This is a genomic window from Rheinheimera lutimaris (assembly GCF_013283795.1).
Classification (GTDB): Bacteria; Pseudomonadota; Gammaproteobacteria; order Enterobacterales; family Alteromonadaceae; genus Alishewanella; species Alishewanella lutimaris.
In genome coordinates this window covers 1-15,116 of sequence record NZ_JABSOD010000010.1, presented here as the reverse complement: position 1 = coordinate 15,116, position 15,116 = coordinate 1, and the positions used below count along the sequence as shown (strand labels likewise).

Here is a 15,116-nt window from a genome sequence, read left to right as displayed (position 1 = left end):
TCGAATTTGGGTTGAAATAGAAACAACATGGTATTGGTAAGCGGTGAGCAACCAATACGGTGCCACCTTCACTTTTGATCAGCAGGAAAAACAAAAAGGCTAAAACCGGCGGGTATCCCACCGGAGTGTTTAAGCAGATTTAATATACGTAGTTTAATTATTGACTAAGCCCGCTAAGGCTGCCGTTGGTTAAATCCAGCATAAAGTGCATATCGTGTTCGCCGTGACTAAAAGCCTGTAACAGTTGAAACAGGCTGCCAAACTGCTGTGCGAAGCCGCTGCTGTCGGTTGCAGCTTTCGCTGCCAGCAAACGGGTAAGCAGCTGATACTGTGCCAACCGCTGCGGGCTGATATCCTGTAGCGCCAGGCTGCCGGCATTACGCAGCCGGTAAAAATCCAGCGCTAAATCAAAGCCACTCCAGCCGGCAAACTGCTGCAGGCTAAAGCCGGCATCGCGTGCCTGGGTATCGGCGGCCTGTAACGCCTGCTGCCAATCCGGGCTTTGTTGCATGGTGGCCAGCTCAACCGGCAGTTGGGCTAACGGCGGTAAATTTTGCAGTTGTGATAACAGCAACATTTGCCGGCCATCTAAGGCCAGCAGAGCTTCGCGCAGTGGCGCCGGCCAGTCTTGCGGTAAAAAGCGCTGCCGCGTTAGTTCACTCAGGTGCCAGTTGGTAAATTCACGGTAGTTTTTTGCCGTTAAAATCGCCTTATTCCACAGCGGCGCGGCTTGCTCTTTAAGAGTGTTATGTTCCTGCTGATAATGCTCAAACAGCTCGTTATAGCGCGGAATATCGTTTAATACCACGGTTTGCACTGTAACCTGAGCTCCGGATTGCAGGGTTACCAGCTTGTAGGCCGGTACATAGGCAGCCAGCGACGGTGCCTGCACATTCACCAACACTTTGCCATCCGGGCTTTTGCTGATGCCGGTGTCATTAATATGCATATGGCCGCCAATATGCAGCTTTAAGCCGGTAGCGGCCAGCAAGTTACTCACGCTATCGGCCGGACGGCGCGCCAACTGAAAACTGTCGGCGCCAAATTGCGCGGCTATCGCATCCGATTGGCCGTTGTAAAACTCTGTCATCGGATAGTGGCTAAAGGCAATTAAGGTTTTACCGGCTTTTTCAGCGCGTTGCACCACCTGCGCTATCCAGTCTGTTACCTGAGTTTTATGGCTGAACATTTTGTTATAACCGGCATTACCGGCCCCGGCGTAGCCATCGCCGGTTGCCCGGGGTATATACACATTAGCATCTATCGCCAGCAACCAGACACCAGCCACCGGCTCCACTAAGTAACTGCTGTCGGGCACCATGCTGCACTGGCTGTAACCGGGCTGTTTATAGCGCCCGCCGGTACCCTGGCGGCATATTTCGTATTGGCGCTGTTGGTAAGTGGCTTGTTCGCCGGCTAATTTGACGTTGTAATTAAGTTCGCTGTAGTTGCTGTAGGGTGTTTCCCAATACAGATAGTCCGGCTGCGGTTGAAAACCAAACGGCGCCAACTGCGCCATAATCTCTTTATAGCCCAGCTCTTTTACTTCTTCGCTGCAAATAGTCCGCAGTGGAGTATGGCTTTGTACTGCCGGTACTTTAGCAGCGCACGCTGCAGTGCCCTGGCTGTAAATCGGCTGTGGGTAACCGCCTGCACCTGAATAATCGCTTTTACCGGCCGGGCGGCTAAAGGGCCTTACCGGGTCGTGGTTACCTGGGGCGGCAAAAAACTGCATGCCGTAACTGTCGCTGTAATGCTGCAAAATCTTCGCCAGGCCGCGCACATGCAGCGGTTGGCCGTCGTCACTGAAATCGCCGGGCAGCGCTATCAGCTTAACGCCACGCGCGGCAGCGTCGTCCAGTGCGGCCAGCAAGGCAAAGTAGTTTTCGTTAAATAATCGCGTCGATTGAAGCTGTGCCGCCATAGTGCGAATAGTGGCATTTTTACCGCTTAGGCTGTTAGGTAAACCGGCAAAAGCGTTATCGTTAAAATTGGCGTAAATATCATGAAAATGAATATCCGGCATAAAAGCAATTTGCAGCGGCTGCGCTGCGTTGTGCTCTGAAACAGGAGCAGCGGCCAGGCTGCTGAAGCTCAGTAACAGCGCCAGCATAGTGCTAAAGCGTGGATTAAGTGACATAAACGAACCTTTTGCGCCAATAAAACAGCCGGCACTGCAGCGTAAACTGCAGTACCGGCCAGCGTGGTTTTAGAAGTCTGCGCGGATGCCTAAGCTGATGCGGCGTCCGGAGAACTCGTTCATTACCGGGAATTGCGGTGTTAAGGTATAACCGGTAGTGGCTTCGTCGGTAATATTAATACCTTTTAAGCTCAGTTTAATATTGTCGGTCAGGTTATAACCAATGGCGATATCGGTTTGGCCATAGGCATCGCGATATACCGGATATAAGTTACGTTCAATTACTTCAACATACTTATCTTTGTAGTTATAAGAAATACGCGCATCGAAACGGTCATTCTCATAATACAGTGTAAAGTTGTACGTGCTGTCAGCCAAACCTTCCGGTGGTGTAGGGATATCCAAGCCGGATGAACCGGTTAAAGAGTTATCCAGCATGGTGTAGTTGGCATTAACACCAAAGCCGTCTAACAGCGGATGCAGCATGTTAAGCGGCAGTTGCGCTATCAACTCTAATCCGGTGACTTTATAAGAACCATCGGCATTAACCGGCTGATAAACATCGAAATCATAGTAACCGTCCAAGGTACCGTTGGCGTTGCGTTTTTCTACATTTTCAACCACACCGGTCAGCTCTTGCCGTACCACGCCTTCGATATCTTTCCAGAAGTAAGATGCTGCCAGAATACCGCCGTTTTGCAGATACCATTCCACTCCGGCTTCCCATTGTTTTGCATAGGTAGGCTGCAAATCCGGGTTGCCGTCGGTAAAGCGGAACTCATTCCAACTGACTGAGCGCTTATAGGCAATATTGGTCAGAGCCGGGCGCATCAAGGTTTCAGACGCTGCAGCGCGAAACAGCACATCATCCAAAATCTCTACCGTCATATTCAGGCTCGGCAGCACATCGGTGTAGCTGCCTTCTTTTGAGATCGGCGTATCGGTGTAGCCATTAGAGCCATCTTCGTTCTGCACCTGGTGATAACCAAATGACAGCACAGAAGTATCTACGGCCCGTACTCCGGCATTCAGGGTTACCGGTTTGCCGGCCAGGTCAAAATCCAGGTTTGCCATGGCATACAGGCTTAGCGCTTCTTCGTCTACACGGTAGTAATCGCCTTCGTTAAACGGCGTGCTAAAACCGGCATAACGGAAGGTGCTGCGGGCGTAATCGTTTGATACCTGCATCCAGTTCAGATCTTTGGCTTTATAGGCACCGCCGGGGACTATATCGGTTACCCATTGCAGCTCACTGTCGGCCAGGGTGCGGTTATTAACCCAGGAGGCATCACCGGCAGCCGGTCCCTGAATTTTAGCAGCGCCAAACTGGCGTTTTTTCGATTTATCGGTATAACGCACACCAAACTGCACACTGCTCAGTGCCGGCATAAAGTCCAGCTGCAGGGCTTTTTTAAAGTCGAGTTGGGCGGCATATTTATCGTCGCTAACCTGCTCCAGCTCAGTCTCATATGCTTCAAACAGGTAGCTGTCCGGCGAGTTGTACATATCAATACTGGCCGGGTTAGCGCTAACCACTGTTTCGCCGCCGTTAGCAGTCCAGCGCGAACGTGACGGCGCATAGGCTACATGTTTCAGATTGGCGTAATCCTGAGATTTTTCTGCACCGGAAAAACCGACCAGGCCGTTGATATCCCAACCATGGGTTTGCCAATCCAGCGCCAGGCTGTACTGCGAGTAATCGGTGTTGTTAATCCGCTGTTTGCTTAAAAACTCGTGCTGGGTAGCAGTGTAAGACACATCCGTCAGCACAATAATGCCGTACTGCGCCAACGTCGTGTCGTCATAATCGTGAATCGTTTCCAGCGTACTGCGGCTGGACGCCGTATACGCTGCGGCATCGTATTCATCTTCGGTGACATCATAGCCGCCTTTCATTGCATCAAAGGTCAGGCTGAAATCATTGCCGGGTTTATACTGCAGCGATGCAGTCGCGCCCCACTTATCCTGGTCGTTCAGGTACAAACGGTCGCCAACTTTATCCTGAAAAATAATCCGGTTGGTTGCGTCTTTATCGCTGCGGTCGCTCACCACTACACCGGCATCACGTTCCAGCACGGCAGCAGCTTGATCAGAGCGTGGCCCTGTCGCTTCCAAAAAACGCCCCATCGGCCGGAAGTTAATGCCGGAGTTCGAGTCGGTTCTGTTAGTGCGGCCGGCTTTAGAGAACGATACCAAAGCGCCCCAATCTCCAAAGGTGTCGCTGGCTAAAAAGGAGAACTTAGGGTCAATTTCTTCAGAAATCGAGTTATGCGCCCCTTCGGCTGACACTATCAATTTGCGCTCGTTGTAATCAAACGGCCGCGCGGTAGAGATCATTACCGAGCCGGCAATACCGCCTTCTTCATCCGCTGCCGTTGGTGACTTTTGCACCGTTACGCTTTGAATAATTTCTGAGGCAAAAATATCAAATTCAACATCGCGGCCACCACTGCCCGAGGCTGTCGCCAGGTTGTTGATAGACACATGAGTAAATTCACTTGGCAAACTGCGCACATTAATCTTACTGCCCAGGCCCTTGTTGCGCTCTATGGTAACGCCCGGCATACGCTGCAGCGCTTCGGCCAGATTTTGCTCAGGAAAATCGGCTACATCGGTAGCAACAACAGAATCAGAAAAGCCGATATTGGACTTTTTCAAATCGACTGCCTGCTCCAGGCTGCGGCTGTAACTGCCGGTTACCGAAATCACCTCCACCGCTTGTTCTGTAGTGTTATCTGCTGTTTGCGCCAGCAGCGGTGCTGCGGCAACGGCCAGTGCGCTGCCCAGCAGTATTTGCTGTACGGCACGGCTTATTGTTGTTTGGTGTAATTTGCTGATGTCGTTGTGTTTAATAGAGGACTGCATGTGTTTACCCACTGCTAATAGCTATCGCCCACCCGGCCGCTGTTACAGCAACCCGGCGTAGCGCGCACGGTTATTATCGGATTTAGTATTAATGCTCCTGCGCCACCGCCCTCAACCTTCGCTCAGTAACGTGGCACTGCGTCCTGCTATCAGGAACGCGGCCACACTACAGCAGCTATGTGATGCTTTTTTTACAGCAAGATTAATGATTTACGACAGCAGCAGGCCGGGGTAACCGGCTACGGGGTTGGCACAGTTTCTGCTTTGCTCGGGTACAAGTCAGGTACAGGCAAAATTCTACTCACAGCGGAGCGCATCCTATGACAGTGTCAGGCCTTAGTATTAATAACTACCAGCTGCAGTATCAGCTGTTAAAACCCGAAACCGACGTTGCCGATAGCGGCACACAGCGGCAAGATATTGCCGCCATTGCCACACCTGCGGCAACACCGGCTGCGCAGCAAGCGCCAAAGCAACAGCAACAACAGGATGAAACCAGCAAACAACAACAGGCATTTTTAAGCCAATTAATGGAGCAAATGCTGGCTAACCGCATTGGGCTGGATAAACAAAAATATGATGAGATAAAAGAAAAGATAGCCGAAGCAGAAGCAGAAATTGACGCTCTGAAGCGGCAACCGCAAAGCCCGGAGCGCGACGGCAAAATAGCCGTATTGGAAGCTAAATTGGAAAAACTCGGTAAAGCGCTGGAAGGCTTAATAGCGGAGGCCAACCGCAACCGCGAAGCTAAAGAGCGCGAACAGCAAAGCATTAATGCCGCACAGCAATACCAGCTAACGGCGGCAACCGACAAAGAGCCGAAGCTGTTTTTATAGGTCCGCTATACAAAGTAAACCGCAACCGGCAGGTTTGCCGCCTGCCGTAGCCAACCCCGTGCTTTGTTATCAATAGCCTGGCCTGAGCTTATTAAAGCCTGGTCGCAACAAGTTTCGACATCAGCACTTTGTTGGCCTGCTCGAAAGACGACGCGGCTTTTTGCTCAACTAACGTCACATTGTCATAACCAGTGTCGCAGACAGGCTGCCTGGTTAACTTATCCCAATACACCGCTACCAGTAAGTATCTTACGTCTGCATTATCGCTATGTGGCGCCTGTTGAGAAAGCGCCCGGTAGTGTTGCTTACTAAGCTGCACAATACAGTCACGCAAACCTTCAGCCCGAAGCGCAGATGTAGGCCGGGCGTGTACTTCAAATTTAGTTGCCGTTGCTTCAGTTTCGTTACCTTCAGTGTAGTAAAACAATTCATACGGCAAATAAAAACCAACACTGGTCTTTTTTCCCGACTCACTCCAACTAAGTAATTCTACAACCACCCACAATGCAACGACACCAAGTACAATTCGAATCACGACAGCTTTCATTGCCGACATAGTTTGTTCCCTTATTGTAAACTTTATTAAAAATCACTCATTCCAGACCGGATTCATCCTGAAATCGACTAAAGTGCTTCATTACCTGCTGCATATACTCTGACCAATCAGGCAGCAGGCTGTGTTCATTTCTCTCAGTTTGCGTTGCTATATACGCCGCCAGCTCTGTGCCCCGAGCGCTACGTTTACACAAACTATGCAAAGCAGCCGCCGCTATAAGCGGCGCATTTTCGCAATAAATTTGGTGGAAATAAGCAAACTGAACGTAATGTTTATTTATTGTTAGCGTTCTTATCCGGCGCGCTTTCTTTTTTATAGCAGCCTCCCGCAACACTGTTAATTTAAGTTTGCTAAGCAAATATACTACGAAAAATATCCACAAACCGAAATAGCTGGCATTTTGTATCTTGGTGTCACAGCATCAACGATATTCTAAGCAAAACAATTGTTAAGGCGAGCAGCATGGACCAGTTGAAACTCTGTTGGGAGTCACGGCCTTCACGACATAAAAAAGCTAAAGCGGAAACTGTATTGGCTGTTTATATCAATGACGTTTCCATTGAAGAATTGCTGCAAGAGGCTGCAAAAAGAAACAACAGCAGAACCTTAGGTGACGTTTTTATCAATAGTGCATTAGTACAAGAACTGCTGCTAAAGGATTGGCAAAACAGTTGTCATCATGCTGGTTTCATTACCTTGATGGCGTGTGCCTGTGGGCAGTGGGAGTGTTCAACAATTTGCGTAAAAACCACCCAACAGGCTAACTGGGTACATTGGCAATTTCATATCAACGATGTGTATTTAAAAACCTACGGCCAGCTGCCCGAATTTTGGTTTGACGCCGGAGACTACACACAAGCACTGCAAACATTAGATCAGCTTAGCCGGCTTTAAGCCGGCTGCGTGTTCATTTTAGCCAGCCAACGCCCGGGTTTGCAGCAGTTATCCGGCGGCCAGTTCATTTCGCACAATCTCTGCCCCTGCCACCAGGGCATTCAGCTTGCCGCTGGCAACCTGGCGCGATAACGGCGCCATACCGCAGTTAGTACAGGGGTAAAGCTTGTCTGCATCGACATACTGCAGCGCTTTTCTCAGCGTAGCCGCCACTTCCTCTGCAGTTTCGATGCTATTGCTTGCCACATCAATGGCGCCTACCATCACTTTTTTACCGCGCAGCAGCGCAAGCAGCTCCATCGGTACCCGCGAGTTATGACACTCCAGGGAGATAATATCGATATTGGATTGTTGCAGTTTAGGGAATACGGCTTCGTATTGCCGCCACTCGGACCCCAGGGTCTTTTTCCAATCGGTATTAGCTTTAATGCCATAGCCATAGCAAATATGTACTACCGTTTCGCATTTAAGTCCTTCGATGGCGCGCTCTAAACACTTAATGCCCCAGTCGTTAACCTCGTCAAAAAACACGTTAAAGGCCGGCTCATCAAACTGAATAATATCCACCCCTGCGGCTTCCAACTCTTTTGCTTCCTGGTTCAGTATTTTGGCAAATTCCCAGGCCAGTTTTTCACGGCTTTTATAGTGGTCATCATACAGAGTGTCTATCATTGTCATCGGGCCAGGCAAGGCCCACTTTATTGGTTGCGTAGTTTGTCCGCGTAAAAATTTGGCATCTTCAACAAACACCGGCTTTGGCCGCGACACCGGGCCAATCACTGTTGGTACACTGGCATCATAACGGTTACGAATTCTGACCGTTTTGCGCTGGTTAAAATCGACCCCGCTTAAGTGCTCAATAAAGGTGGTGACAAAGTGCTGCCGGCTTTGCTCGCCGTCACTGACAATATCAATGCCGGCCAGTTGTTGCTGTTGCAATGACAACCGCAGCGCATCCTGTTTGCCGCTAATCAGCTCTTCACCCTGTAATTTCCACGGTGACCATAGTGTTTCCGGCTCTGCCAGCCAGGACGGTTTAGGTAAACTGCCGGCGGTTGATGTCGGCAATAGTACTTTTTGTAGTAAATGCTTGTTCATAAATAGTATTTTATCCGGGTTATTAAGCGTAGTTAGCCGACCATTGTTCCAAAATAGCCCGGTGCGGTTTAATAAAGTGCTCTTCAGCAAACCGGCCCTGGGCTATGGCTAACGTGCTGCGCTCTTCGCGGTCATACACAATTTGCGTAATGGAATGATCCTGATTTTTTAAATCCGGTTTATAGCTTATGCCGGCAACCGCATTGGCGTTATAAATCTCCGGCCGGTAAATTTTTTGAAAGGTTTCCATGGTGCTGATGGTGCTGATCAGCTCAAGGTTGCTGTAATCATTCAGTAAGTCACCGATAAAATGGAAGGCCAACGGCGCCACGCTGTTTGCCGGCATAAAATAACGCACCTGTAAGCCCATCTTGTTAAAGTACTGCTCGGTTAACGACGACTCGTTTGCCAGGTACTCCACCCCCAATACCGGATGCTGGTTTTCCGTGCGCTGATAAACCTTGTTATCCGACACACTCAGGCAAATAACCGGCGGCTTTTTAAAGTGTTGCTTATAAGCATCTGAGTTAACAAAATATTTGAACAGCTTGCCATGCAGCTCGCCAAAATTATCCGGGATGCTAAATTGCGCCTGCTGCTTATTATGCTCGCGCAGTAATACGCTGAAATCATAATCCCGCACATAGGAGGAAAAATTATTGCCAACAATGCCTTCAATGCGCTCGTTGGTTTTATGATCAACAATATGGGTTTTTAATACTTCAATCGACGGGAAGCCGGCGCCATTGCCGGCAATATCCACAGCCACCGACACTATATCCAGCTCAACAGAGTAACGATCGCCTTTGGGGTTGTCCCATTGCGCCAACGCATTAAAACGGTTGTTTATCATCGTTAAAGCATTACGCAAATTCTGCTGGCGGCACTCGCCGCGTGCCAGGTTAGCGAAGTTGGTGGTGATACGGGTACTGTCCGCCGGCTGATAATGCTCATCAAACCGAATGCGCTTAATGCTAAAACTAAAATCGTTGTTTTTCATGCTGTGCTATCCTTTTTGCCAATCTGCCGCCAAAACACCCAGACGTCCAGACGTTAAGCCATGTGTAAGTTATACGCCCAAGACTGCATGAATAAAAATGATATTATTTCATTAACCCATGACATAAATTCATAGTTAATGCGTATCGAACGCTTAACAGCGCGCTGGCGGGATAGCAGAGGCAGCTGTCAGCAGTGTAAAACCTTGCAGCAGTGACGCCCCCTAAGCAAAAGGGGGCGCCTGGTATGCACTTGCGCAGATAGCGTGTAGATCACGCCATCGAATGCAGGCCAATTAAATTGCCCTCAGAGTCACGCACCACGGCGCAAAAACCATGCTCACCAATAGACATTTTCGCCTGCTGTGGAATGTCTATGATATTAGGGCCAATTCAGCAATTTTGTATCGCGGTTTCGACTAATTACATGGCCTGAACTCACAAACCTAAACATAATTATTCCTAATCACTTGCAACTCCACTAACAATTTGCTGAGACTTTTAACCATATCAACCAAGCCGACAAAGTCGTTTAGAGCGCAGCTTAGTTGGTAATGGCCTTCAGCTTCAGCGAGTTGGCGCTGCAAGCTGTTGAGTGTAATGCGGGTGTTGTTGAGGGAATTATTGCCGCCCAAGGAATCTTCGTAATACTGGGCGGTTAAAGTTAACATGGATGAAAGGAAGGTAATTGCGGCGATAATTAATGCCTCATGTGTCCACCCTTTTGCCAAGGCCGCAATAAGGCCGGCCGATAAAGCGGATGAAACCACCCCGCCAGCCAACCTAACCCGCCGAATTGATTTAGTGCGTCGCATTACCTGGAACAGCAATGGCTCCAAGGTTTGTTTGGCGGTTGATAAGGTTTCTTTAAATAGCGCTTGCAACATAGTGTTTTCTGCTTCTGGCGCAACCTCTGCGCCAAGCATTTTGCCCGGAGTTAGGCTGGTTAAGGCCTCAGGAAAAGCTTGGCGCATACGCTGGAGTGCATCAGGGTTGGCGCTTGCCAAAAAGTTAACCAGTGTTTCAATATTCTGCATGCTTTGCTCCGGGGTTTTCTGTGGCCTTGGGATTTGGCTCCGTGAAACAGTTAATCTTCTTTAATACACCCAACATCAACCGGTCTAAAACTGTCAGGGGTAATAGCAGCAAACGTGATAACAGCGGCGCATATTCGCTCTTTTGCACTCTCTCTATTTTGTGAAACAACAAAAAGTAAACAGCGGCATAGTAAATAGCACTTATTGCCAGGCTTGCAGCATAAATTGTTGGCGAATCGTTAAGAAAAAATGGGCCCTGCCCCCCGGGAATGTAAGTACTTACCACCCACACAGGTATATTTACCAAGGTAATCGTCAGGCACTTTAACCAAGTACCCAAAAAACCGTCAGGGAAAATAGGTTTGCTATAGAGTTTCCGCAACAGGGCAATGCAAAAAATTAAAGCGGTTGGCGATAATATTAAGGTGGTCATTGGCGCAGCAAAAAAAGCCAGTATCGACAGCATAATCAAGCCAGATGCAAAGGGCGAAAAAAATACTAAAAAAAACAGACTGCGCATTAGCCAAATCAATCGTCTTACCGGCTTTTTAAATGTTTTAATATCGCAAAGCACATCCAAAATATTGGCCTGCAGGAACATCAGAGTTGGCACAATTAATATAGCTATGGACACCAGATTAAGCACTATCGAAGTAAATACGGCACTGGGCAAAAATGGAATAACCCGACTATCCAGCTCTTGGGATATCTTGCTATCCAGAGCGTATAACTTGGGTGAAAGTGTTGTTCCTGTAGCAGCAGATTTCTTCACCAGTTTTTCGCCTTGGATGTAGGCTTTTTCTATAAAAATCTGCCCATCAGACGCAAAGTTAATCTGCTGAGGAATATAAAACAGGTTTCCGGTTTTTATCCCAAGGGACGACAAAGCCATACCCAAACTTTCCTGCTGTAAAGCCTCTTTTAATGCGCCGGCAATATCCAAGGCATTAACATGGCTAATGTAACCGCTGCCGTTTGCTATCGCGGCTGTCTCGCAGCCGAGCAATATTAGTTCAGATTCAGCACGTTTGGCAGCAACCATTAATTCGGCAATAGGAATGGATTGCGTAATGCCCTGTTCTGCATTGCGGGTTACTATATGACCATCCTCTACATGCCCAATCAAAAAAATAGCCTTGCGCTTTTGGCTTTCTACCAGATCAATAATACCGGCATGACTGAGTGTGGTAGTTGACTGGTGCAACATACCAAGACTTGCATCCATCTGTGGCAGGATAAAAACTTCATCCTTATCAAAAATAGAAACGACCCGACTTTTCCCTGATCCAATATTACGATAAAGCACCCTGTCCATATTGATTTTTATCGCTTGCACATCAATCAACACAGCAGGAAAAATCTCTACCGTCAGCCCAACTTTTGATACAGCATCATATAGCTTAAGCTGCCCCAAGCTACTATCCTGCCGGATAACCTTAACCGGCGTATTGCGCAACAGCAAATTTTTTGCAAGGCTTTCGATTACACCATATTTAAGGTTGTCTATAGGCACAACTACTTCGGCACTACTGCTAAACAGTGGCATCAACGCCCGAAAGTTATTTTGCTTTATGGCATCGAACGGAATACTGTGCTTTTGCCCTGCGGTATCTATAACAAGTTGAGCATTATCGATATAAAGGTAACGGCGGCCAGCAAGATACTTTTCGCCGAACTGTTGCAGCTTTACAAAATCATCAATTGCACTTTGGGTTTTGCTAACAACTGACTTTGATTTTGTAGTAGCCGTAACTAAATCTTCCAACCAGTGGGATGAGGCGGGCAACGAAAAAGCCAGAAGTGCCAGGCAAATAATCAGCAAGAGGCTTTTGGTGCAGTAACTTAAGAGGGGTAGGTTGTACTTGATTGTTGCAAACCAATTCCCCAAAGGGGAATAAGCCGAGTTCGCATTGTCCACGCGACACAGCCCTTTGGGCGGCGGGGCATGGTTATGGCCGGTAGTACCTAGCATTAGAACCTCCTTTTGCAGCAACGTCCTTACCCTAAGGCAAAATCACGAATGCTTTTTGACCTCTTAATCTAAAAGTTACAGCTTCTGTCTCGCGAGCTGCAATGAACAAAGCGTACGTTTCTCTTGCGAAACGACTCTTTACTACATCACAGACTAAAACTGACACAGCTTTTACCTCAGCAAACTTTGAGAAGTCAGCACGTGATAAAGTACATACATTTAAATTGCAATAAATACACTTTGCAAGGCGCACTTGTTGTATTTCTGCCAAAGTTCACTATCCATAAAATTAAGCACAAATCGAACTAACCGAGTTTTTAGTTAGAAAAATCTTCATTATGTACGGATAATATAGGCATGATGTTTGGAGGTGCTTATGAACATTATATAAGGTTCTGAGTTCGAGGCTGCTGCCAGCAGTGTAAAACGTAGCGGAATTGCCCCCTAAGTAAAAGGGGGCGGAGGGTATGTAAATGCGTTGGCTAACTTATGTCATCGAATGCAGACCAATTAAGTTACCTTCAGAGTCACGCACCACGGCGCAAAAGCCGTGTTCACCAATCGACATTTTCGCCTGCTGTATGCTGCCGCCATTGGCTACTGCGCGCTCAGCCTGTACCGCACAATCCTCGCAGCCAAAATACACCAGGGTGCCACCACCGCCCGGGGTAAAACCGCTCATTTTTACCAAGCTACCGCCGGCACCGTAATAACTCATGCCGTTTTCTTTATCCATCGGGAAGAACCACATTTCCATCTCAACCTCCGGCGTCGGTGATGGCATATGTTCAAGCTTTACATCGAATACCGCTTGATAAAACGCTTTGGCGCGTTCCATGTTTTCTACGTAAATTTCAAAGTGTACTACCGGGTTAAATTTCATCGTGTTCTCCTAAAATTGGCAATACCCTGTCAGCCAGCTGATGCAGCAGTAAAGATAGCAGTGATTGATTCACGGTAGTTAGTCGGATGGTGAAGGCAAAGATCGACAGGCGTTTTAGATCAGTTAGAACTTATATGTTTAGATGATACTTGCAGAATCTGAAAAAACGGCTCATTCCGTTTAACAAGCACCGGCAGGCGGTTAAGCATGTCCGCTTCTGGCACTTAGCTGTCGGGTTGGGCGACGCTTAGGGCAACTATAAGCGAAAAGTGGACTTTAACGCCTCAAGTAGAGGCGCCAGCTTCGCTGGCGTCTTTCTGGTTTGACTTATAGCTTCTGGAGACGAATTTGCTGCAGTTGGCTTTATGATGCGACTTCTCTCAATTTTGAGATAAAGCTCTTTAGGTGATTTCTCTCCAAGTTCCTGAAGATCTCGATAATTAGCAAGAAAATCTAAGATACTCGGCCTTAAAGGTTTTGTAGATCCTTCAGGTCTAATTTTGATTTTTCGGTCAAGGTCTAATTTTGTGAGTTCAATGGCATGATTTCTCCACTCTACTTCTTTATCCTGTCGATCTCTTGCACTGAGCCATACACCTGCCAAAAATTTTCCAAGAAAAGCTGTAATAACGATTCCGATTAAACTTGCAATCGACTTTACTACGGTTGCCAGAAATTTTAGTGTTTCTGGATTCAGGGCATTTAAATCTGTTAAGAAATTATACATGTTTAGTTGCCCATCTCCATTATGCCACCAGCACCCAAATCTAAATCAACAATTTGATGCTCAAACTCAGTTTTATTTCCATCTGAGTCAGTCGCGATAATCTTTAGAGTTGCCCCACATGTCCTTGGCGGAATCTTTGTCATTTCATGACAAGGAGGGTCATCACAATCATGCTGAAGCTCTAGGCTCGAATCTACAAAGACTCTTATTTTAGTTATTCCAACACCGCCTTCGACGGTAAAATGAAATGATTTGCCAGCTATAGGCGGATCTCTTGATACAATATCCATTATAGAACTCCTACATGCCTGTACGGAAAGCCAATTTCTCACTACCGGCTTTTAAGAAAACCATAAATTTATGACCTAAAAAGCCTTTATATCAATAATATTTATTTCCACAACGATTCATGCCACTCAACACTCTCCAACCTCCACATTCAAAACGATTAAAATCAAGCTGATAAAAAACTTTAAATTATCACTAACCTTCTAATTAATTGAAAAAAAATACCGCACCACCACCCCTACCGAAGCCCAACCAAACCTTACAACATCCTTAAATAAACCTAAATCTACAGCCCCCCACAGCACCAAAATATCAAATAACTTTCATATCCACACCACAAAATATTGTTTAATAGGTTATTCGTTCAAAACCTCATTTTTCAGGCGCATCACTATAAAAATGAATAAAAAAAATGGCATAGGAACTGAACTTAATACATCTCTCGTCGTCATCCATGAAACATGGACCAATAAAGGATAGTTATAATTTACTTATTTTCAACCAACACCCCTAAATTGCGAATTTAATAATTATCACTTATCAATATAATCATAATTTTCATAAGCTTATGATTCATTCAAAGAGCCTGCCCCCCCCATACTATAACTATTAAATAGAGATTCCTCTCGTTTACTGGAGAACTAATAGGAGTTGTGCGTGACGATTGGAATGTCCGCTTTTGGCACAGCGCCGACTGTCGGATTTGTTTACGCTCAGGTACTTTCAGGTGCCCGCAAGCTATTACACCTTACAATTACGAAAAGCAGGCAATAAGCAGGGTGGAACTGTAGTGGTCTAATAAAACCGGACACCATTTTAGGT

12 protein-coding genes are annotated in these 15,116 nt (G+C 47.1%); 2 read left to right on the top strand and 10 right to left on the bottom strand.

Translation table 11 applies throughout. The features are described from left to right. Positions 1-157 precede the first annotated feature (157 nt). Entirely contained in the window at positions 158-2,140 is a 1,983-nt protein-coding gene (locus HRH59_RS11405) for a metallophosphoesterase family protein (protein WP_173501394.1), read from the bottom strand. A gap of 69 nt (positions 2,141-2,209) precedes the next feature. After that, on the bottom strand, positions 2,210-5,005 hold the full coding sequence (locus HRH59_RS11400; RefSeq protein ID WP_173501393.1) for a TonB-dependent receptor: 2,796 nt from the start codon (positions 5,003-5,005) through the stop codon (positions 2,210-2,212). Between the two features lie 320 nt (positions 5,006-5,325). On the opposite strand from HRH59_RS11400, the gene HRH59_RS11395 reads away from it, so the two are divergent. Next, positions 5,326-5,841 (top strand): hypothetical protein, encoded by a 516-nt coding sequence (locus HRH59_RS11395; RefSeq protein WP_173501392.1) that lies wholly within the window; start codon positions 5,326-5,328, stop codon positions 5,839-5,841. Positions 5,842-5,932: 91 nt separating this feature from the next. Here the strand turns inward: HRH59_RS11395 and HRH59_RS11390 are convergent, their stop codons facing one another. Beyond that, on the bottom strand, positions 5,933-6,397 hold the full coding sequence (locus HRH59_RS11390) for a hypothetical protein (protein ID WP_173501391.1): 465 nt from the start codon (positions 6,395-6,397) through the stop codon (positions 5,933-5,935). A gap of 462 nt (positions 6,398-6,859) precedes the next feature. On the opposite strand from HRH59_RS11390, the gene HRH59_RS11385 reads away from it, so the two are divergent. Further along, positions 6,860-7,291: a hypothetical protein gene (locus tag HRH59_RS11385; RefSeq protein WP_173501390.1), complete on the top strand. Its 432-nt coding sequence runs from the start codon at positions 6,860-6,862 to the stop codon at positions 7,289-7,291. A 48-nt stretch (positions 7,292-7,339) separates the two neighbouring features. Here the strand turns inward: HRH59_RS11385 and HRH59_RS11380 are convergent, their stop codons facing one another. The 7 genes from HRH59_RS11380 to HRH59_RS11350 form a co-directional block, all read right to left on the bottom strand. Continuing rightward, positions 7,340-8,389, bottom strand: a complete 1,050-nt coding sequence (locus tag HRH59_RS11380; RefSeq protein ID WP_173501389.1) for a methionine synthase — start codon at positions 8,387-8,389, stop codon at positions 7,340-7,342. Between the two features lie 22 nt (positions 8,390-8,411). Continuing rightward, positions 8,412-9,389, bottom strand: a complete 978-nt coding sequence (locus tag HRH59_RS11375; RefSeq protein WP_173501388.1) for a DUF1852 domain-containing protein — start codon at positions 9,387-9,389, stop codon at positions 8,412-8,414. A 444-nt stretch (positions 9,390-9,833) separates the two neighbouring features. Beyond that, complete coding sequence (locus tag HRH59_RS11370; protein ID WP_173501387.1) at positions 9,834-10,424, bottom strand: hypothetical protein; 591 nt, start codon at positions 10,422-10,424, stop codon at positions 9,834-9,836. Further along, positions 10,411-12,396: a DUF1129 domain-containing protein gene (locus tag HRH59_RS11365; RefSeq protein WP_173501386.1), complete on the bottom strand. Its 1,986-nt coding sequence runs from the start codon at positions 12,394-12,396 to the stop codon at positions 10,411-10,413. The genes HRH59_RS11370 and HRH59_RS11365 overlap by 14 nt, the downstream gene beginning before the upstream one ends. Before the next feature lie 487 nt (positions 12,397-12,883). Further along, positions 12,884-13,279, bottom strand: coding sequence for a VOC family protein (locus HRH59_RS11360; RefSeq protein ID WP_173501385.1), 396 nt, complete (start codon positions 13,277-13,279; stop codon positions 12,884-12,886). Between the two features lie 256 nt (positions 13,280-13,535). Next, positions 13,536-14,006, bottom strand: a complete 471-nt coding sequence (locus tag HRH59_RS11355; RefSeq protein ID WP_173501384.1) for a hypothetical protein — start codon at positions 14,004-14,006, stop codon at positions 13,536-13,538. A 2-nt stretch (positions 14,007-14,008) separates the two neighbouring features. Then, complete coding sequence (locus HRH59_RS11350) at positions 14,009-14,296, bottom strand: hypothetical protein (RefSeq protein WP_173501383.1); 288 nt, start codon at positions 14,294-14,296, stop codon at positions 14,009-14,011. Between the last annotated feature and the right edge of the window lie 820 nt (positions 14,297-15,116).

What these genes read in the sequence shown, in the direction of transcription:
- HRH59_RS11405 (WP_173501394.1), bottom strand. Translation starts at nt 2,140, where the DNA reads ATGTCACTTAATCCACGCTTTAGCACTATGCTGGCGCTGTTACTGAGC.
- HRH59_RS11400 (WP_173501393.1), bottom strand. Translation starts at nt 5,005, where the DNA reads ATGCAGTCCTCTATTAAACACAACGACATCAGCAAATTACACCAAACA.
- HRH59_RS11395 (WP_173501392.1), top strand. Translation starts at nt 5,326, where the DNA reads ATGACAGTGTCAGGCCTTAGTATTAATAACTACCAGCTGCAGTATCAG.
- HRH59_RS11390 (WP_173501391.1), bottom strand. Translation starts at nt 6,397, where the DNA reads ATGTCGGCAATGAAAGCTGTCGTGATTCGAATTGTACTTGGTGTCGTT.
- HRH59_RS11385 (WP_173501390.1), top strand. Translation starts at nt 6,860, where the DNA reads ATGGACCAGTTGAAACTCTGTTGGGAGTCACGGCCTTCACGACATAAA.
- HRH59_RS11380 (WP_173501389.1), bottom strand. Translation starts at nt 8,389, where the DNA reads ATGAACAAGCATTTACTACAAAAAGTACTATTGCCGACATCAACCGCC.
- HRH59_RS11375 (WP_173501388.1), bottom strand. Translation starts at nt 9,389, where the DNA reads ATGAAAAACAACGATTTTAGTTTTAGCATTAAGCGCATTCGGTTTGAT.
- HRH59_RS11370 (WP_173501387.1), bottom strand. Translation starts at nt 10,424, where the DNA reads ATGCAGAATATTGAAACACTGGTTAACTTTTTGGCAAGCGCCAACCCT.
- HRH59_RS11365 (WP_173501386.1), bottom strand. Translation starts at nt 12,396, where the DNA reads ATGCTAGGTACTACCGGCCATAACCATGCCCCGCCGCCCAAAGGGCTG.
- HRH59_RS11360 (WP_173501385.1), bottom strand. Translation starts at nt 13,279, where the DNA reads ATGAAATTTAACCCGGTAGTACACTTTGAAATTTACGTAGAAAACATG.
- HRH59_RS11355 (WP_173501384.1), bottom strand. Translation starts at nt 14,006, where the DNA reads ATGTATAATTTCTTAACAGATTTAAATGCCCTGAATCCAGAAACACTA.
- HRH59_RS11350 (WP_173501383.1), bottom strand. Translation starts at nt 14,296, where the DNA reads ATGGATATTGTATCAAGAGATCCGCCTATAGCTGGCAAATCATTTCAT.